Source organism: Myxococcus sp. AB025B, assembly GCF_006518215.1.
Taxonomy (GTDB): domain Bacteria; phylum Myxococcota; class Myxococcia; order Myxococcales; family Myxococcaceae; genus Myxococcus; species Myxococcus fulvus.
In genome coordinates this window covers 1-18,392 of record NZ_SRLW01000044.1, presented here as the reverse complement: position 1 = coordinate 18,392, position 18,392 = coordinate 1, and the positions used below count along the sequence as shown (strand labels likewise).

Here is an 18,392-nt window from a genome sequence, read left to right as displayed (position 1 = left end):
CGCCCGTCATCCCGCTCTGCGCGCGGCGGAGGCGTCGTGGGCGTCGAGCACGAGCAGGCGCGCGCCCTCGGCCTCGAACAGGGCGCGCAGCCAGGGGTGGCAGGTGAAGGCAATGACCTGTTGTTGCTCGGCGAGCCGGGCGAGCAGGTGGATGGCGCCTCGGGCCCGCGTGGGGTCGAAGTTCACCAGGATGTCATCCACGATGAGCGGCAGCGCGCCCCGCGTCTCTCCGAAGTCGCGGACCACGGCGAGCCGGAAGGCGAGGTAGAGCTGCTCACGGGTGCCGCGCGAGAGCTGGGCGGCGGGCCAGTCGCGCTGACCGTCGCTGACGCGCAGCTCGCGCTCGTCACCGGCGGGGATGAACACGCGGCGGTAGCGGCCCTCGGTGAGCAGCGCGAAGTGCTCGGAGGCGAGCTGCACCACGCGGGGCTGCTGCTCCTCCTCGAAGCGATGGCGGGCGCGGTTGAGCAGGGCGAGGGCCAGCTTGTCCTCGGCGTAGCGGGTGGCGAGCTCGGCGACCTTGGCGCGGAGGGTCTCCTCCTGGATGCGCAGGCGTGAGAGCAGGTCGTCGTTCTCCCACTGCTCCAGCTGGTTCTGCGTGGCGCCCTGCTCGGTGAGGACGTCCTTGAGCTTCGCCTGCGCCTCCGAGTGACGCGAGCGCACCTGCTCCAGTGTGCTGCGCAGGCCGTCCGCGCCGCCGAGGGAGCGGAGGGCCTCGCGGACCTGCGTGTCGGAGAGCCCGGTGCGGGCCTCGATGCGCTGGGCCAGCTCGCGGGTCTGTCGGACGAGCTCGGCGTGGCGGCGTGCCTGCACGGCGCGACGACGGAAGGTCTCCTCGTCACCACCGCCACCTTCGTGGAGCAGGGCGGCGAGGGCGGCGTCCTCGGACTGACGGAGCGTGTCGAGGCGCGCCTTCTCCTCGCGCAGCTCGCGACGACGCTCGTCCACGGCGCGCCGCTCGGTCTCGCGCTCGCGGTCCGCGTCGAGGGCCGAGTTCACGCTCGCGACGAGTGCCTCCGTGGTCCTGGCGGAGAGGAGGTCCTCGTCGTGGAACGAAGCACCGTCGAGCGTCGGAGGGATGCGAGCCGCGCGGAGGCCCGTCGTGCTGGACGCCGTGAGGGTCACGGGCGACGAGGCCTCGGTCGACGCCTCGCGGCTCGACGAGCCCGAAGCGTTTCGCAAGGACGTGGGTGAGTCCGCCGTCCTGGTGAAGTGAAGGGCGCCTTCGTGGGTCGGAGTTCCGTCTGGCGACGCCGGACCCGTCAGCGCGTGGGGGCGCTCCGTGCCGCTCGCGGCGAGTGCCACGGGCGTATTCAGGGACAAGGACCCGGTCGGCGCATCGAGGCCCGACGAGACGGACCCCGCCTGGGTGCGCCCGGACGCGTTCGTGAACAGTCCCCTCGTCAGCTCATGGAGCCGCGTCACCACCGCCGCGCAGGTGTCCTCATCCGCGTTGACGGCGGCCTCCTCGGCGCTCACGTCCTGCCAGCGCTGTCGGAGCGCGGAGGCCTCCCGCCACAGCGTCAGCGCCGCGGGCGCGGGCAATCCCGAGGGGAACTTCCGTGACGCCAGGCACACCGCGAGCTCGGCGTTCAGCGTCGCGAGCCGCCCCTCATGTCCATGCAGTGTCTCGCCCGCCTGTCGCTCATCACGCGAGGCCACATCCTGGCTGGCACGCAGCACGTCCCGCTCGCGCAGCAGCACCTCGCGCCGTCCCGCCTTCTCCAGCAGATCCGCCAGTATGCCCTCGCGCACGGTGATGTCCGCGAGCGTCGCCAGCGGCGCGAGCCCCGCCTCCATCGACGCCGTGAGCAGCTCCCGATGCAGCACCTCCTCGCGAGCCGCCAGTCCCGCGAGCGTCGCGCGGAGCCGCTCCTCCGTCTGCTGTCGCTCCCGCAGCCGCGCCGCCTGCGCCGCGCGCTCCACATCGCGAGCCGACTCCACGCGCCGCCGAGCCAGCTCCACCAGCCCCGTGAGCAGCAGCCCACCCGCGAGGCACATCGCCCCCGCCGCCGTGCCACCCATCAACCACGCGCCCACGGCCAGCGCCACCACGATGGCCGCGGCCGCCGGCACCCACCACACCGGAATCACCGCGACGTTCGGCGCCCCAGGCCCCACGCCGGAACTGCGTGAGCCCTCGAGCTGTCGCCGGGTCTCCTCCTTCTTCTCCCCCAGCCGCTCCAGCTCGCCGCGCACATCGCGCATCCGACGCGAGCCCGCCTGCTGTTGCCGCACATGCGAGGGCCGCACATCCGGCAGCTCCGCGAGCTCCGCCTCCAACCGCGCGAGCACCCCATCCAACCGCTCCCGCTCGGAGCGAGCCCGCCCCCAGGCGGCGAACGACTCCCGCCGTCCCGTCTCCTCCGCCTCCAGCCGCGTCGACAGCGACTCCAGCCCCGCGCGAGCCCCCGCGCTCAAGTCGAGCCCCATCAACCCCACGCCATCGACGCCGAGCCCCAGCTCCTCCAGCGACATCTCCACCTGACGCCGCTTCACCCGCAGCGCCGCGCGCCGGGCCGGCAGCGCGCGAATCCGCTCCGAGTGCTCCGCGTACGAAGCCAGCGCCGAGCGCAGCGCCTCCTCCCGCCCATGCACCGGCGAAGGCGTGGACAACCGCGTCAACTCCGCCTCGGTGGACGACAGCTTCTCCGCGAGCCGGGCCACCTCGCCGCGATAGCTGCGACTGCGCTGGAGCGCATCCTCCAGTCGCGCCTCGCCACCCTCGGGGAAGGTCTCCAGGGACGGCAGGCCCTCCAGCTCCGCCCGGGCCTCCGCCAGCGTGGTGACCTCGCTCAGCGCCGAGGACAGTCGCTCCAGCCGCTCCAGCTCGCGCCCGTCCTCCAGGACCCGAGTCTCCAGCCCGACGAGCTCCCCGCCCAGCGCCTCCAATCGCTCACGCCTCGCGAAGTAGAGCGCGGGCCGGTTCCCCTGCTCGCGGAGCTGCTCCTGGACCTCCTCCAGCTCACGGAGCTTCACGTTCAGCTCGGGGTTCGTCCCGCTCGGCTTGTAGATCCGCTCGGCGCTCTTGCTCAGCGCGGACATCGCCTCCGGCAACCGCCGGGCCCCGCGCATGCTCGCGGCCACCAGCGCATCGGAGGCACCCCGAGCCTCCGTGAGCTGCTCGAAGCCCGCGAGCTCCTCCAGCCGGAAGGCGAAGACATCGAAGTACAGCTCCCGCGTGACATGTCCCCGCGCGTCCTTCAGGCGCTCCTCGGACACGGGCTCGCCATCCGCCCCGAGCACCGTCAGGCTCTCCGCCTTCCGTCCGCGAGGCGTCGCCATGCGCCGCACCGTCAACGGCCCCGTCGCCGTGAGCAGCCGCAGCTCACCGCCGAAGGGCGTGTCCTCCTCGGAGGGCGCATACCGCTCCGGATGCCCGCGCTTCTCGAAGCCGAACAGCATGGCGCGAAGGAAGGCGAGCAGCGTGCTCTTGCCGGCCTCGTTCGGCCCGTACATCAGGTGCAGCCCGGGGCCCAGCTCCAGCGACAGCTCGGAGAAGTGCCCGAAGCGTCGCACCCGCAGCGAGTCGATGCGCAAGCCCGGCTTCATGCCCCGTCCTCCTCGTGCAGCGCCTCGACGCCCAGCAGGCTCGCGCGGGACACCCACTCCTTGCGAGGCGTCTCCAGCACCTCCACACCCAGGCGCTTCAGCTTCTGTCCCAGGCTGCCGAGCGCCTCCTCCTCCCACAGGCGCGTCAGCGCCCCCGGGTCCTCCTCCAGCGCGCGAGCCTCCTCCAACAGCGTCCGAGCGAAGCCGCCCTCCGCCGTGAGCGCATCCCAGTCCAGCTCGGGACGGCTCGAATCCCGCAGCGACTCCAGCAGCACCGGAGGATGGCCCGCGGCCAGCTTCGCGCGCAGCCCTTCTTCCAATTGCGAGAGCGCCCCCGGGCGAGCCAGCTCCCGGTGCAGCGGCCCACGTCCCGTGAGCACCACGCGCACCGCGTGCCCGTCCAGCTCCTGCGCACACGCCGCGTCCACGGCCTCGCTCAGCGTGCCCATCAACCCATCCAGCGTGGCCACGCCGGTGAGCGGCACCTCCACCCGATGCCAGCGCACCGTGTCCACGGGCACGAAGCGCCGCCGCGTCCCGCCGTCCTCCACCTCCACCAGCACGCAGCCGCGCTCACCGGTCTCCAGCACGTGCCGACCCTGCGGATTGCCCGGGTACACCGCGAGCCCGCCGCCGGGGAGCGTCAGCTCGCCGCGCGTGTGCACGTGTCCCAGCGCCCAGTAGTCCAGCCCGCGCGAGCCCAGCCCCGCGGGAGTGCAGGGGGCGTAGTTCGCATGGCCCTCGGCGCCGCCCAGGTTCGCGTGCAGCAGGCCCACGCTGAAGCCCTCGCCGGTGCGACGGAAGCGCGAGGACAAATCATCACGCACCTCCACGTCGGGATACGAGACACCCTGCACGCGGCACAGCCGGCGGCCCTCGCGCCGCACCTCCGCCTCCTCCCAGTCCGGACCGAAGACCTTCACCGAGGACGGCAGCCCGAGCGTCCCCGTGTCGCCGCTGAGCGGATCATGATTCCCGTGGACGATGAACGCCTCGATGCCCGCGACGTGCAGCCGCTCCAGCTCGCGGCGCAGGACGAGCCGCGCGCGCACGGAGCGGTCCTTCACCTCGAACAAGTCTCCGGCGAGCAGGAGGAAGGTGACGCGCTCGCGCAGGCACAAGTCGACGATGCGCGCCAGGGCGCGGAAGGTTGACTCCTGGAACCGGGTCAGCAGCGGGCCGTGAGCGGCGATGCCGCGGAAGGGAGTGTCCAGGTGCAGGTCGGCGGCGTGGACGAACTTGAAGTGCATGGCGGGCCCCGCACCGTACCTGAAGCACGGCGCGGCTCTCGTTTCCAGCCCGCAGGACGCACGCGCGATGTCCGACAGTCGCGAGGCGGCTACTCCTGGGGGACGTCGAGCCTCCGCCACGCGAGCTGTAGCGTGCGAGACATCGTGCCACTTGCCGGGATGTCCAGCTCCTCGGTGTGGTAGCGACCGGGCGCGTCGGGCGTGAGGAAGAAGACGGTGACCCTGCCCTGCGGGACATGGGCGAACACCACCTCGGTGTCCCCCATCTCGTAGGAGCCGGAGAAGCCCTGGAACATGACCTGGCGGAGCACGGCGGGACTCGTGGGCGGAGGCACGCTGCCGGGCACGAGCGCCATGTCCACGCCCTGGTCCGTGGGCACGCGCAGCCTCACCGTGGCGCCGCCCGCCGCGGGCTTGAAGTGCACGGACACCTCTCCGCTCGAGGGCACGTCCACCTGCTGTGGCAGGTAGGCCAGGGTCCGGCTCTGCCGACCGCGAGGCTCCATCTTCAGCGTGTACTTCCCGGGGTTGAGCGCGCTCGCCTTGCCAGCGCCGTTCTCCAGGACGATGGCGCCCTCGGCGCCCGGGCCCTGATAGGAAACGAAGCCGTCGATCTTCTTCCCCTGCGCATCGCGCGCCGTCACGTTCAGCCGCGCGCCGGGGTCCATGCGCACCGTCACCTCGGTCTGCGAGGCGTTGATGGGGACGCGCTGCTCGCGGTAGCGCTCATGCAGGAACAGCCGGAGCGTGAGGGGGCGGGCCTCCAGCTTGCCCAGGTCGAAGCGGCCGTCGCGGTCCGTGGTCTTCAGGACGAGCTGCCGGGGAAAGTTGATGCCCTCGTCGCGCAGCTCGCTGTCGAGCGCCACCAGGACGTTCTCCGCGGGCTCGCCCGTCGTCGCGTCCAGCACGACGCCCGTGAGCGCGCGGCCCGCCTCGAGCCGGATGTCCCCCAGGTCGACGTCGGCCGACGCCTCGCCGCCTTGCACGGCGCGAGACACGGGGGGCAGCCCCTCCACGGTGAAGATGAACTGGGTTTGTCCTACCGTGGAGGGGTTGGGGAGCGAGAAGGTCCCGTCCTCGGACTCGAGCTGTTGCGCGTTGACGCGGAAGCGGGGGATGGGCGCGCCGTCGGGGCCGAGGAGGCGACCTTTGACGTGCGAGTGCCGCTTCATCACGAACCGGGCCTGCTGCGTGTCGGCCTGGATGAAGAGGTCCTCGGAGCCCGTCGCCGCTGGACTGGAGGAGGGCGTGGAGCGCTCCGGCAGCAGGGTGTAGCCGTGCTTCGTGGCGGCGAGCCTGTACCCGGTGGCCTCCAGGTGTCGGAGCACCGCGCGTCCGTTCGCGTCCGTGCCGACGCCCGAGGCGAGCCGATGCATCTCCGAGTATTGCTCCTCGGAAGTGGGGGCCAGCGGCCTGGCTTGCACCAGGGCCTTCTCCACGGGCTGTCCGGAGGTGTCGACGACGAGCACCTCCACGGAGCGCTCCTCGGGCAGTCGCATCGTCACCTTCGCCACGGCGCCGTCGCGCACCTCCACCTCGGCCTGGACCTTGCGGTCCACGCTGGGGGACGACCGCCTCGCGAAGATGCGGTAGCGCCCGGGGGCGATGCCCTGGCGACGGAAGATGCCCTGGTCATCCGTGCCCATCGTCTCCAGCGGTTCTTGCGCGTCGTCGTCCGCGTCCATCCGCCCCAGGACCACGTGGAAGCGCGGCATGGGTTGTCCTCGTGCGTCCATCACGATGCCTTCGACGGAGCCGCCGGCGCTCAGCGTCAGGAGCACGTCCTTGGCGGGGGCGGGCGTCGACAGGGTGAACGGGACGAAGCGCTCGCTGAAGGTGAACACCTTGTAGTCGCCGGGCTCGGTGGCATCGAGTACGAAGGAGCCGTCCTCGGCGGAGAAGGTGCTCTCCTGGGGCTCGAAGTCCCCGGCGTGCTCGACGATGCGGTGCAGGTGGAGCTTGATGCCCGCGAGCGGACGTCCCGCGCCGTCGACGACGCGGCCGGTGACGGACGTGGCGCGTGTGAGGGTGAAGTCCTGGGAGCGCATGCTGGAGGCCATGACGCGCTCCTCGGCACGGAACATGTCCACGTAGCCGTCGGCCTCGATGGTGAAGTCCCAGCCTCCGGGAGCGACGGGCCCCGCGCGGTAGCGGCCGTCCGGGCCGGTGAGGGTCTCCAGCTCCTCGACGCGTGAGCGGTCCGTGGAGCGGAGCTTCACGCGGGCCTTGGCCACGGGGGCGCCCTGGTCGTCAGTGACGCGTCCCTCGACACCGAGCGCCTCACCGAGGTTCAGTGTCACGGGGGACGAAGGCGTCTTGCCCAGCTCCACCAGGGCGCGTGCGTACTGGCCTTCGTGTTCGGCGGTGAGCCGGTAGTGACCGCTGCCGGGCTCGAAGGTGAAGCGGCCTTGCGCGTCCGTCTTCGCGCGCAGCGGCGGCTTGTCCTCCATGACCTTCTCGCGGGAGGCGAGCACCTCCACGTCCTTCACGGGAGCGCCATTCGAGAGGACGCGCCCGGTGAGGGTATGTCGACGGCTCAGTCGGAGTTCGTGAGGCTCCTCGCGGAGCTGGAGCCAATCGAGTGTCGGACTCCAGTCCTGTTTCGCGGCGAGGACGACGTAGGAGTCGAAGGGAAGGGGGCCGAGCTTGAAGTGGCCCCGGGCATCGGTGGTCGTGTCGAAGAAGCGCGTGTTGCGCCAGCTGGCGAGCGTGATGGCGACGCCCGGCACGGGGGCGCTGTCCTCATCGAGGACACGACCGGACATGAACAGCGGGTCGTCGAGCACCAGCGAGACGCCGCTGCTCCCGGCGGGCACACCCATGCGAGTCCCCGCGCCCTGGGAGGAGAGCGCGAGCAGTGTCTGGGGGCCTTCGGGCAGACCTTCGAGGACGAAGGAGCCGTCCTCGGAGGACAGCGCCTCCGCGTGCACGGGGGCCTCGCCCTGACGCGCGAGCAGCAGGGAGACGAGGATGCTCTCCGAGGCGGGCATGCAGTCGACGAGCATCCGGGTCGCCCAGGGCTCCTGGCTCAGCGCGTCGTGACGGGAGAGCAGCTCCTTGGGGCAGCGCGTCGCGGACAGTGTCTCACCGTCCTCGGGCCAGGACGCGGAGACGCGCGCACCGGCGACGGGCTTGCCCGATGTGTCCACGACGGTGCCGCGGAGGGTGAGCCCGGCACTGGAAGGGGGCAGGGGAGCGGACGTGCGAGGCAGCGTGTCGTGCGCGGCGCGAGCCTGCCCCGTGGGAGCGCGAGGAGGAGCCGAGGGCTCACCGCTCCACGGCCGCCACACGAGGAGCACGAGGACTCCGATGATGAGGATGCTGCCCCCCACGAACCACCTGCGCATGTACGAGCTCCGGCTGCTGACGTCGACTCAGGATAGCAGCTGGAGCCCCAGGGACCGTGTCAGGAGTGACGAGCCTCAGGGCGAGTCTAGCGAGGCGCTTTCCTGTGGAACCTCTTCCCGCGGAGAGGTGTCGCGCTCCGGAGCGACGCCGCTCATCCACACCGTGACTTCCTGCTGTGTCGAATCCACCTGCGTTCGCTGCTCCAGGTGCGTGTCCTGCTGTACGCTCGAACGGAGCGTGAGCGGACGCAGGGGCACACTGCGCAGGATGAAGTGTCCCTGCCAGTCGGAGGTTTCTTGGCGACCCAGCTCGTAGTCGGTGCCGTCGCCGGGTCTCTCACCGTCGAGGCTCACCCTGACATTGGATAAGGGCTCGCCCGTGCGAGCATCGCGGACCACCCCTCGAAGCTCACGGCCCGCTTCCAGTCGAATCTCTCCCAGGTCGTCATCGGGGCCCTCTCGCCCGCCCTGCACGACTCGCGCGACCTTGAGCATGCCCTCCGCATGGAAGACGAGGCGTTCGCGGGGCCCGTCGGGTTTTGGTACGCAGAACGAGCCGTCCGGTGAGGTCACCCACGTGTTGTCGGCCTGGAACTTGCGCACGGGGGCGCCGGTGGGACCTACAAGCCGCCCTCGCACATGGGCGTATCGTTTCATCACCAGGCGCAGTTGCTTCACCTCCGTTCCGACGAGGATGCCCCCCTGGCTGGGGATTCCTTCCGTGGAGTACTCCGGGAGCAGTCCATGACCCTCGAGGACCGCGTTCACCAGATGGTCCGTGTCGCGCAGTCCCTGGAGGACGAAATTCCCCGTCGCATCGGAGAAGACTTTGGACGGCGCCCTGACACCGTAGCCTCGGGTGATGACCTCCACTTCTTCGTTCTCTCGGGGCCAGGCTTGGATGGAGGCCCCCTGGATGGGACGGCCCGACGTGTCGACGATGCGCCCCTCCAACGCGTGCTCGGCGGGGAGCTGCAAGTCCACCTTCGAGATGGAGCCTTCGTGTACTTCCACGAGGGCCCAGACCATGCGCTCCACGCGGTGCGTGACCTGCTCTGCTTGCACGCGGTAGCGCCCCGAGGGGATTCCCCCGAGTGAGAACTGGCCGTGTGGATTGGTTTCCGGCGTGCTCGGGGATGCGGTGGCGCCGACTCCATTCTCTGGGGTGACGGAGACGGCGAAGCCCGAGAGCGGCAGCCCCCGAGAATCCGTGAGCGTTCCCTCCACCACGCCTCCCGCGCTCAAGGTGATACGGAGGTCCGTCATCGGAGCTCGGGCCGTCACGCTCGTCTCGAGGAAGCGGTGGCTTCGCGCGGTGACCTGGAACTCTCCGGGGGAGGAGACATCCAGCATGAACGAGCCGTCCGGAGTCGTGCGGCTCTCGTCATGCAGCTCGTGGTCTGCGTCATCCAAGCGCTTCAGGTACAAGGCCACGTCGCCCACGGGCTGCCCTGCGGCGTCCACCACATGACCGGAGATGGAAGTCGCGCGCCTCAGGAAGAAGTCGTGCGTGCCCTGGTCCGAGGTCAAGGTGCGCTCATCACCCGTCATGTCGATGTGGCCCGGCGAATCGATGCTGAACATCCACTCCCCCGGCTCCACGGGGCCCACGCGATAGCGCCCCGCTTCGTTCGTCGTGGTCTCCAGGGTCCTCCATCGCAGCTCCCGTGACTGCAACCTCACGCGTGCACCCGCCACGGGGCCTTCCGAGCCGACGGCGAGCACCGAGCCCTCGACCTGGAGCGCATCGCCCAGTTTCAGCACCACCTCGGATGGGCGTGTCGTGTCCACGGTGACGCGCGTGAGCGCGGACCGCCCCTCACGCTTCGCGGTGAGGAGGTACGGACCCGCGCTCACCTCGAGTTCGAAGTATCCACCTGAATCCGTGGTCACCCGGAAGGGCCGTGGCTCGGAGGTCGACGCCTCCGTCGGGACGGCGAGGACCTCCACCCCCTCCACGGAGACATCGCCGGACACCACCCATCCTGAGAGCCTGTGTGAACGGTGCAGCCGCACCTCCAGCGGATCCGCTGGGGCGCGTGTGTGCTGGAGCGTGGGCCGCCAGCCCTCTTTCGAGGCGAGCAGGAGATAGGTGTCGTGTGGAATCGGCCCGAGCTTGAACTCACCCCGGACATCCGTGCGTGCATCGAAGAAACGCGTGTGTCGAGTGCTCACCACCGTGAGGGAGACTCCGGCCAGGGGAGCGTCGCCCTCTCCCAGGACCTGCCCCTGGATGAAGGTCGGTGGTTCCAGCATCAGTTCCACGTCCTGGCTCCCCGCGGAGACGCCCGTGCGAGACACGGCGCCGTGCTCGGAGAGCGCCAGCAAGGCCTGGTGCCCCTCGGGAAGGTCCTCCAGGACGTAGGAGCCGTCCTCGGCGGAGCGCGTCTCGGCATGAACGGGGGCCTCACCCAGGCGCGCGAGCAGCAAGGACACCAACGTGTCCTCGGTCCGAGGCAGACACTCATCGAGGAGCCAGGGGGAAGTGGGCTCCTCGTCCAGGCGCGCCCACGACGGGACATCCCCTGGAGGACACGGAATCGTCGACAGCGTCTCACCTTGCTCGGGCCATGACGCGGAGACGCGAGCCCCCGCCACGGGCCTGCCCAGTCCATCCACCACGGTGCCTCGGATGGCCAGGCGGGTGCGCGGACGGGGCTGGGGCGGAGACCTGCGAGCAAGGCCCTCGAAAGAGGCCTCGCTCCGCTGCGCCGCCTCTTCCCGCCGAGTCTCCGACGGCGCGTCCTCCCCCCACGGCACCCCAGCGAGGAGCACGAGCACCCCGGCGGCGATGCCTCCCACAATCCATCCACGCATGACGGGCTCCGGTGGTCCGACGTCCAGGCGTCAGGATTACGACCGGTGCCCCCGCGACTTCCTCACGACATCTTCATGACTTCCTCACGGCTGGCTCGCGGCGACCCCGAACGTCCGCCAGACGGGCCGCACCGTGTGAGACATCGTGCCGCTCGCGGGAACGTCCAGCACCTCCGCGTGGTACCGGTCGTCCTCGGGCCCCATGAAGAAGAGGGTCGTCTTCCCCGTGGGCACATGGGTGAAGGTGAAGACGTGCTCCGTGTCGTCCCCTCCAAGCTGCCCTTCCTGTCCCAGGCTCATCCACCGCTGGAGGTCCTCGGAACGCTCGGGCAGCGGCGGGGTGCCGTGGACCAATCGCAGGTACGTGTTCCCGTGGAAGGCGACGCGGACCGTCAGCGTGGAGCCCTCGGTCACGGGTTGGAGGAGCACGGACACCTCCCCACTGTCGGGGACCTCCACGGCTTGCGGCAGGTAGTTGAGGGCGCTGTCCTTCTTGCGCGCCCCTTCCGCCTTCAGCAGGTAGCGACCCGGCGTGAGCCCTCCCATCTCCATGCGGCCCTTGTCCAGGACCGCCCAGTCCGAAAATCCCTCGGGCCCCTGGACGGTGACGGTTCCGTCGAGCGGCGCACCTCGGAGGTCCACCGCCTTCGTGAGCAGGCGAGCGCCGGGCTGCAGCCGCACCGTCACCTCCTGCTGCGAAGCCTCCACCGTCACGCGCTCCTGGCGGTAGACCCCGCGCTGGCTCGCGAGGAGCGTGAGCGTCCCGGTGGTCACGGGCCCCAGCTCGAAGCGCCCCGCCGAGTTCGTCAGGCCGTGCGCGACGGTCCGCTCGTTGACGTGCACCTCCAGGATGGCGCGAGGCAGGGGCGCTCCCGTCCGTGCATCGACGACCACGCCCCGCAGCGTCCGTCCCGCCCCCAGCCGAATCTCCCCCAGGTCGATATCCGGTCCGTCCAGGCCGCCCTTCACCTCGCGCATCGCCGAGAGCAATCCCTCCGCCTCGAAGGTGAAGAGGGTGACCTCGGGACCCTCACGATTGGGCACCGAGAAGGTGCCATCCTCGGACGTCACCCGAATGGAATCGACGTTGAACTCGGTCACGGGCGCGCCCTCCGGCCCGACGACGCGTCCCCGCACGTGGGCATGCCGCTTCATCACCAGCCGCACCTGCTTCACGTCGGCAGGGGCGACGACCAGGCCGTCCTCGAGGAGCACCCCCGTGGATTGCTCCGGGCTCAGCGCGTAGGCCAGGTGCAGGGCGGTGAGCGAGTGCTTCTCCCGCCCCATCCCTCGAATCAGGAAGCGTCCGTCCGCGTCGGTCTCGACCCCGCTCGGTGGCCCATGGCGATGGCGCGAATGGACGAGCACCAGGCCGCCCTGGGGGTTCGGCGCGAGCGAGTGGGCCCGGACGAAGGCCCTGCGGATGGGAGCCCCCGAGCCATCGACGACGATGCCCTCCAGGTTGCGCTGCTCGGCGAGCCGCAGGTCCACCTTCGTCACCTCGCCCTGACGGACCTCCACCTCGGTGGAGACCTCCTGGTTCACGCCGTCCGTCACCTGCTGGGCCACGATGCGATAGCGCCCCGGAGGAACGCCCTTGCGCGAGAAGCGTCCCTCGGACGTCAGGCCCCGCGCGGTCAGTATCTCACCCGGCTCTTCGGTCTCCAGGGGAGCGACGTACACGGTGAACCCGGAGAGCGGCAGGCCCCGGGCATCGGACAGCGTCCCCGCCACTTCGCCACCGGCGCGCAACGTGACGAGCACATCCCGAGCGGGAGCCGTCATCTTCAATCGCTGGGTGACGAAGCGATAGGTCTGCGGGATGAGCTCGTACTCACCGGGGGCCGATGCATCCAACACGAACGCACCGTCTGAGTCGGTGAGCGCGGTCTCCTGCGTCACGTAGTCCACCGGGTCCTCGAGCCCGGCCTGCTCCAGGTTCAAGTGGATGCCCGCGATGGGATGGCCCGCTTCGTCCACCACGCGTCCGGAGATGGAGGCGGCGCGCTCCAGCGTGAAGTCATGACGGCTCGAACCCGGAGTCAGCTTGAGCTCCTGTCCATGGGGCAGGTCGATGTATCCGCGAGCCTCGACGAGAAAGTCCCACGGGCCCGGCTCCACGGGGCCCAGTCGATAGCGTCCATCGGTACCCGTGGTGGCCTTCAGCTCGCGATGGGGAAGCAGCTGGGAGGTCGCTGTCACGACAGCCCCTGCCACCGGTTCGCGGTGAGTCGCGCCGAAGACCGAGCCCTCGACATGGAAGGCCTCGCCCAGGTTCATCACCACCTCGGCGGGTGGCGTCTTCTCCACCGTCACGCGCGCGAGCGCATGGCGTCCTTCCCTCTCCGCGGTGAGCACATACACGCCCGGGTCCAGCTCGAACGCGAAGCGCCCCTCCGGGTCCGTGCGCAGCTTCAGCGGAAGCTCCCCCTCCCCACGGACCGCGACCACCTCCACGTCCTTCGCGGGGGCGCCCGAGGACAGCACCCGACCGGTGAGCGCGCGTGGCCGCGACATCCGAATCTCCAGGTGCTTGTCCAGATAGAGCTGGTCGGCGAGCACGGGAGGCCAGCCCTCCTTCGTCGCGAGCACGACGTGGCTGTCCGCGGGGAGCGGCCCCACCTCGAAGCGTCCCTGCGCATCGGTGCTCGTATCGAAGAAGCGCGTGTGCTGGTGGCTCACCACCAGGATGGAGACCTCGGCCAGGGGCGCGTCGTCCTCGTCCACCACCTGCCCTGACACCCGGGGGCGATGCTCGACCACCAGCTCCACGTCCTCGCTCCCGGCGGGCACGCCGGGTCGCGAGGCCGCGCCTTGCTCGGAGAGCGCGAGCAGCGCCTGCGGCCCCGAGGGCAGCCCCTCCAACACGAAGGTGCCGTCCTCGGCGGAGACGGTCTCCGCATGGACGGGGGACTCGCCCTCGCGCGCCAGGAGCAGCGAGAGGACGGTGTCCCGGGTCCTCGGCAGACAGTCCGCGACGTTGTCCTGGCGCGTGGTCTCCACGAGCAGCTCCGGACGGGAGCCACCCTCCCAGGGGCACGGCAGCGTGGACAGCGTCTGTCCGTCCTCGGGCCACGACGCGGAGACGCGAGCGCCCGGCACGGGACGACCGAGCCGGTCCACCACGGTGCCGCGGATGGACAGGCCCGCGCGCGAGGGCGGCAGGGGCGTGGACGTGCGAACGCGCCCGGCGCGCTCGGAACGCGTGCGAGCCGCGGAGGCGCGCTCACGCGTGGGGGTGGGCTCCTCGGAGCGCCACCATCCCCAGGCGAGGAGCACCAACACCCCCGCGATGCATGTCCCCACAATCCACCCGCGCATGAAGACTCCGGCTGACCGACGTCGCGGCGTCAGGATAGCAGCCGGAGCCCACCTCGCGCGGAAGGTGCGCTACCGCATCTGGCCGCTGCCGGCGTCGGTGCCCTGCATCTGCTGCTGGCCGTTGCCGTAGTCGCCGCTGCCGCCGGTGCCCTCCTGGTGCTGCAGGGCATCGCGGTTGCGCCCCGAGCCGCCCATGGCTCCGGAGTTGTCCTCGCGGCTGCGCTCCCGGCAGCCCGTCGCCATCAGCGTCGCCGCCACCGCCACCACCGTCATCCATCGCGTGAAGGTCTTCATTGCGTGCCTCCTTTCAGGCTCGCCCAAGGCTGGGGGCGCACCCGGCGGGGCGCACGATGGACGCTGACGCTCGGCTCCACGTCCGCCCCGGACCCGGGGGCTTCCGGGAGTGTCTCCACGTCGCGAGAACCGTTGCTCAGTCCTCGCGACGCAGCACGAGCAGGCCGTACTCGAGTCCTCCATCCATCAACGCCTGCTGGAGTCGCAGGTGCTCGCGGCGGGACTCGCTCCGGGCGAGCACGCGCGTGGGAGGTTGTCCCGGCGTCGAGAAGCGCTCGTGCGCGAGCAGCTCCAGCGTGAGCGACCAGAACCCCACCGCGCGCCCGGACACGTCGTCACGCACCTCCAGCTCCAGCCCGGCTGAGTGCGCGGCGGACAGGTACTCATCCACGGCGCCGATGCGCGTGCGCCAGTACCGGTCGAACGGCGCGGCCAGCTCCGGTCGCCCCAGGAAGCAGTCCGCGAGGGCCAGCACGCCCCCGGGACGCAAGAGCGCGCGCACCCGGCGGAACCACTCCGCGCGAGGCAGGTAGCTGCTGCTCTCCACCGCCACCACCGCGTCGAAACACGCGCGCCCCGGCACCGCCAGCGCGTCACAGTGCATCGGCTTCACCCGTGCGCCCACGCCCTCGATTTCGGCGAACGTGCGCACCAGCTCCACGTGCGAGGGCACGTTCGTCACCGCCGTCACCCACGCCCGATGCGCGGAGGCCCAGTACAGCGCGCCGCCGCCCAGGCCGCAGCCCACGTCCAGCACGTCGCCGCCGTCGGGGAAGCGCCCCACCGCGCGCGCCAGCTCCGCGAGCAGCGCCTCCTGGGACGCATGCACGCGCTCGCGCACCAGCGGCTCGGGCTCGCCGGGTGGGGGCACGTCATCCACCAGGCCCACGTGGAAGTGCACGCGCGGACCGGGGCCATAGCGGCGGAGGATTCGCTCGGTCTTCTCTTCGTAGTAGGCGGCCACGGCGTCGTGGCGGGCTTCGGACCGTGGGGGGTCGACCCTCATGGCTCCACCTCCGGAAGAATGGGTTCGATGCGTCGCAGCGCCGCGTCCAGGCAGCGCAGGTCCTGGGCGCGCAGCGACTCGGCGGCCTGTCGTGCCCACGTCACCACCGCGTGTCGGTCCTCCACGGGCATGGAGGTGAAGCGCGTGTCCTTGGAGCGGATGTCCTCGGCGACATGCGCCGCCACGCCCAGCGCGAGCCCCACCTGCACCGCGCGCTCCTCCAGGCGAGTGCCTGCCCACAGCACGCGCAGGTACGCGGCCCACTGCCTTCCCGCGATGCCCTCCGCCACGCGGCGGAACAGCGGCGCCGTCCACTCCCGCGCGCGCACCTCGAGCGCCTGCGGTCCCGCGGCGAGGGCCAGCATCCGAGCGCCCTCCCCCAGTGCGGTCACGGGCACGCCGGCATGGGGTTCGGCGAGCGTGGCCCACGCCAGGTTCTGCAGGAGGAACTGCGCGCAGGGGCCCACGCGCAGCGGCTCGTCGTAGTAGGTGCAGTCGCCGTCGATGAGGTCATCGGCGAGGTTGCCCGCGCAGAAGCTGAGGAACAGGCCCACGCCGCGCGCGGTGAGCACGGAGCGCTCCAGGCCCGCCTCGGCGCCGGCCTCGTAGAACAGGGGGAGGGGACCGGGCTGCGCGGCCTCGAGCGCGGCGAGCACATCGCGCTCCGACGCGTCGGGCAACTCCAGCCGCCGAAGCACCCGCAGGGCCTCCTGGTACAGGGCTCCTCCGCTCATCGGTACTCCCTGGGTAGGAACAGGCGCAGCAGGGCTCCGCCGTCGGGGGCATTGCGTCGGTGCAGCGTCCCGCCGCTGGCGCGCAAGAGGCACTCGCTGGTGTACAGGCCCAGGCCGGTGCCCTCGGGCTTGGACGTGTAGAGCTGCTCGGCGGGCACATCGAGCAGCGCGCTGGGGAAGCCCGGCCCGTCGTCGGCGATGACGACCTCCAGCCGTCCGCTGAGCGGCTCCACGCGGGCCTGGATGCTCACCCGGCTGGCGCCGCGCTTGCCGTCGCCCTCACACGCGTTGAGCACCAGGTTCTCCACCACGCGGCGGAGCGTCGTGGCGCCGCCGCGCATCATCGCGCGCAGGGGCTGGCCGGGCTCCACCGACAGCTGGATGTCCACGTCGGGGAAGCGCAGCCCCACGCTGGCGCGCACGCCCTCGAGCAGCGCAGGCAGCTCCACCGGCTCCGGCTCCGAGCCGACGTAGCGCCGGCCCTTGGCGCGAATCTCCGCGACCATCTCCCGAATCTGGCGGAGGCTCTCGTTGAGGGTCCTGAGCAGGTCCTCATGGTCGGCGCGGCCGTGGCCGCCGCGCTGGGTGCCCATGAACGACAGCATGTCCGCCGCGGTGGCCGCGGACATGAGGGCGCTGTCGAGCTCGTGGTGGTGTCCGAGGATTTCCCCCAGCGCGCGCGACAGCCGACCCACGTCCTGCTCCTGTTGCTCCAGGAACTGGGCCTGCACGGCGGCGCGCAGACGCTCGGCCTCCGCGCGGGCGCGGTCGTGCTGCACGGCGAAGGTGCCCAGGTACAGCTCCGCGGTGAGGGCGGCCGGGCCGATGACGCCGAACAGGCCCAGGTGCTCGTCGCTGTCGCGCAGGGGCAGGGCCGCGAGCAGGGCCACGGTGGTGCCCAGCGCGAGGAAGGGCTGTCGGGGCGTCACGCGGTGGAGCCGGCCGTGGAACGCGGTGGTGAAGAGGAAGAGCGAGGCGATGACGGTGGCTCCTTGCAGCTCCGACATGGCCATCAGCGCGGCGAGGAAGAAGTGCAGGCTCGTCACGCCGAGCACCAGCCACACCCAGCCCCACGTCTCGATGTGGCTGCGTCGGCGGTGGACGGCGGAGAAGAGCAGGCCGCTGACGAGCATGGGGGCGGCGCACAGGAGGCCCTGCGCGAAGGGGATGCCGAAGGTGCGCTGGGCGCCGGGGGCCCACGCGACGACGGCGAGCACGGCGAGCACCACGGTGGTGAGCACCCACCAGGGGCCCACGCCGGCGGCGGCCAGCACCTCGCGAGGGTCCTGGGCGAGCGTCCAGCGGCGGAAGGCGGCCGTGACGGCGCCACCGGTGGGGCGAGGGCTCATACGGTGGTGGTCAGGGACGAGCCCGCCACTTGCTGGAGCAGGTTGACCTCGCGCGTGGCGTCCTCGACGCGCTGGCGCAGCTCGTGGACGAGCGAGGCGTGTCCGCGGCGGGTGACGCGCACCTCCACCTCGCCGCCGGCGAGCAGGTGATGCAGCGCCTCGAGGACGGGCTCGAGCGCGGGGTTGAGTCCCACCGCGCCGCCGGGTCCTTCCACGGCGCCGAGCTGTTGGATGCGCAGCAGGTAGTCGTTCACCGCGCTGGCGAGCGGCACGTCGACGCGCCGTGGTGCCCAGGTGTCGTGGTCTGCCTGCATGTCGCTCTCCCCCGGGCGCGTGGTGGCGTCCTCGTTGCGATGGTGGGACTGGGGCGGAAGGCGCCGCGAGTGGGGCGTCCGCCTGGGCCCGGTGCACGCGAAGGAGCACGGGGCCTCGCATCCGTCGCCGCGGGAAGCGGGGCGGAGGCGCACGTGGGGGCTGTTTCGATGAGGTCGCGCGAAGGCATGGAGACGCACGGGTCTCCGGTGGTGCGCGTCGACGGCTGCCGAGACCTCATGCTGGTTGCCCCCCGCGAACCAGTCAGGCGCGGCCATCCGGCGTCGCGCGACAGGCAGCAAAGCGAGCCGTCGCCGAGGGGTCAAACGAGGCCCGTCGGGAGTGTTCTGTAGTCCGCGAGGGCCCCACCCCGAGGGGCGGCGATGTGACGAGGGGAGGACGGGTGGGTG

At 71.3% G+C, this 18,392-nt stretch carries 10 protein-coding genes; all 10 read right to left on the bottom strand.

The window, feature by feature from the left end; genetic code table 11:
* Positions 1-6 precede the first annotated feature (6 nt).
* The 10 genes from FL311_RS09960 to FL311_RS09915 all read right to left on the bottom strand — a co-directional run bounded on the left by FL311_RS09960 (position 7) and on the right by FL311_RS09915 (position 17,984).
* Positions 7-3,552, bottom strand: coding sequence for an AAA family ATPase (locus FL311_RS09960; protein ID WP_141324702.1), 3,546 nt, complete (start codon positions 3,550-3,552; stop codon positions 7-9).
* The gene (locus tag FL311_RS09955) at positions 3,549-4,802 is read right to left on the bottom strand and encodes a DNA repair exonuclease (protein WP_141324701.1); all 1,254 of its coding nucleotides are present in this window, start codon (positions 4,800-4,802) and stop codon (positions 3,549-3,551) included. Before FL311_RS09955 ends, FL311_RS09960 begins: the two co-directional genes overlap by 4 nt.
* 89 nt (positions 4,803-4,891) lie before the next feature.
* On the bottom strand, positions 4,892-8,149 hold the full coding sequence (locus FL311_RS09950; protein WP_141324700.1) for a carboxypeptidase regulatory-like domain-containing protein: 3,258 nt from the start codon (positions 8,147-8,149) through the stop codon (positions 4,892-4,894).
* A 75-nt stretch (positions 8,150-8,224) separates the two neighbouring features.
* Positions 8,225-10,966: a carboxypeptidase regulatory-like domain-containing protein gene (locus FL311_RS09945; protein WP_141324699.1), complete on the bottom strand. Its 2,742-nt coding sequence runs from the start codon at positions 10,964-10,966 to the stop codon at positions 8,225-8,227.
* Positions 10,967-11,050: 84 nt separating this feature from the next.
* The gene (locus FL311_RS09940) at positions 11,051-14,287 is read right to left on the bottom strand and encodes a carboxypeptidase-like regulatory domain-containing protein (protein WP_141324698.1); all 3,237 of its coding nucleotides are present in this window, start codon (positions 14,285-14,287) and stop codon (positions 11,051-11,053) included.
* Between the two features lie 69 nt (positions 14,288-14,356).
* Complete coding sequence (locus FL311_RS09935) at positions 14,357-14,581, bottom strand: hypothetical protein (protein WP_141324697.1); 225 nt, start codon at positions 14,579-14,581, stop codon at positions 14,357-14,359.
* Positions 14,582-14,717: 136 nt separating this feature from the next.
* Positions 14,718-15,587, bottom strand: a complete 870-nt coding sequence (locus FL311_RS09930) for a cyclopropane-fatty-acyl-phospholipid synthase family protein (RefSeq protein ID WP_141324696.1) — start codon at positions 15,585-15,587, stop codon at positions 14,718-14,720.
* Complete coding sequence (locus FL311_RS09925) at positions 15,584-16,321, bottom strand: hypothetical protein (RefSeq protein ID WP_141324695.1); 738 nt, start codon at positions 16,319-16,321, stop codon at positions 15,584-15,586. The genes FL311_RS09930 and FL311_RS09925 overlap by 4 nt, the downstream gene beginning before the upstream one ends.
* Positions 16,318-17,670, bottom strand: a complete 1,353-nt coding sequence (locus FL311_RS09920; RefSeq protein ID WP_141324694.1) for a sensor histidine kinase — start codon at positions 17,668-17,670, stop codon at positions 16,318-16,320. The genes FL311_RS09925 and FL311_RS09920 overlap by 4 nt, the downstream gene beginning before the upstream one ends.
* The gene (locus FL311_RS09915; RefSeq protein ID WP_228556785.1) at positions 17,667-17,984 is read right to left on the bottom strand and encodes a hypothetical protein; all 318 of its coding nucleotides are present in this window, start codon (positions 17,982-17,984) and stop codon (positions 17,667-17,669) included. The genes FL311_RS09920 and FL311_RS09915 overlap by 4 nt, the downstream gene beginning before the upstream one ends.
* Positions 17,985-18,392: the final 408 nt, after the last annotated feature.

Excerpts from the sequence above, each read along its gene's own strand:
- FL311_RS09950 (WP_141324700.1), bottom strand. The coding sequence starts at position 8,149 with ATGCGCAGGTGGTTCGTGGGGGGCAGCATCCTCATCATCGGAGTCCTC.
- FL311_RS09915 (WP_228556785.1), bottom strand. The coding sequence starts at position 17,984 with ATGCAGGCAGACCACGACACCTGGGCACCACGGCGCGTCGACGTGCCG.
- FL311_RS09925 (WP_141324695.1), bottom strand. The coding sequence starts at position 16,321 with ATGAGCGGAGGAGCCCTGTACCAGGAGGCCCTGCGGGTGCTTCGGCGG.
- FL311_RS09960 (WP_141324702.1), bottom strand. The coding sequence starts at position 3,552 with ATGAAGCCGGGCTTGCGCATCGACTCGCTGCGGGTGCGACGCTTCGGG.
- FL311_RS09955 (WP_141324701.1), bottom strand. The coding sequence starts at position 4,802 with ATGCACTTCAAGTTCGTCCACGCCGCCGACCTGCACCTGGACACTCCC.
- FL311_RS09945 (WP_141324699.1), bottom strand. The coding sequence starts at position 10,966 with ATGCGTGGATGGATTGTGGGAGGCATCGCCGCCGGGGTGCTCGTGCTC.
- FL311_RS09940 (WP_141324698.1), bottom strand. The coding sequence starts at position 14,287 with ATGCGCGGGTGGATTGTGGGGACATGCATCGCGGGGGTGTTGGTGCTC.
- FL311_RS09935 (WP_141324697.1), bottom strand. The coding sequence starts at position 14,581 with ATGAAGACCTTCACGCGATGGATGACGGTGGTGGCGGTGGCGGCGACG.
- FL311_RS09930 (WP_141324696.1), bottom strand. The coding sequence starts at position 15,587 with ATGAGGGTCGACCCCCCACGGTCCGAAGCCCGCCACGACGCCGTGGCC.
- FL311_RS09920 (WP_141324694.1), bottom strand. The coding sequence starts at position 17,670 with ATGAGCCCTCGCCCCACCGGTGGCGCCGTCACGGCCGCCTTCCGCCGC.